Origin of the sequence: Gilliamella sp. B14448G11 (assembly GCF_016101765.1) — a bacterium.
In the GTDB taxonomy this organism is placed as follows: domain Bacteria; phylum Pseudomonadota; class Gammaproteobacteria; order Enterobacterales; family Orbaceae; genus Gilliamella; species Gilliamella apicola_N.
This window is the reverse complement of sequence record NZ_JACFPX010000070.1, coordinates 1-228: the sequence shown is the minus strand read 5'-3', so window position 1 is coordinate 228 and position 228 is coordinate 1. Positions and strand designations below refer to the sequence as shown.

Genomic DNA, 228 nt, shown 5'->3' with positions numbered 1-228 from the left:
ATGATAAGCGCGGACAAGAGCACATTAAGTTAGCGACCGAATACGGTAAAACCCAGCTTAACATCGGGCATTTAGTTGACCAAAACAAAGAGCAGCGTGGAGAGGGATTTGAACTGCGCACCGATGAGTGGGGGGCGATTGCCGCCAATAAAGGTTTATACCTGACCAGTCAGACCGAGCCTAAGGCACAGGGTAAACAACTTGATATGCAAGGTGCCATTACCCAGC

Annotated in this window: 1 protein-coding gene; it reads left to right on the top strand. The window is 49.6% G+C overall.

Annotated features, from left to right (window positions below):
• Window positions 1–228, top strand: a 228-nt coding sequence (locus H3S88_RS13645) for a type VI secretion system Vgr family protein (protein WP_198237289.1), incomplete at both ends; no start/stop codon positions are given.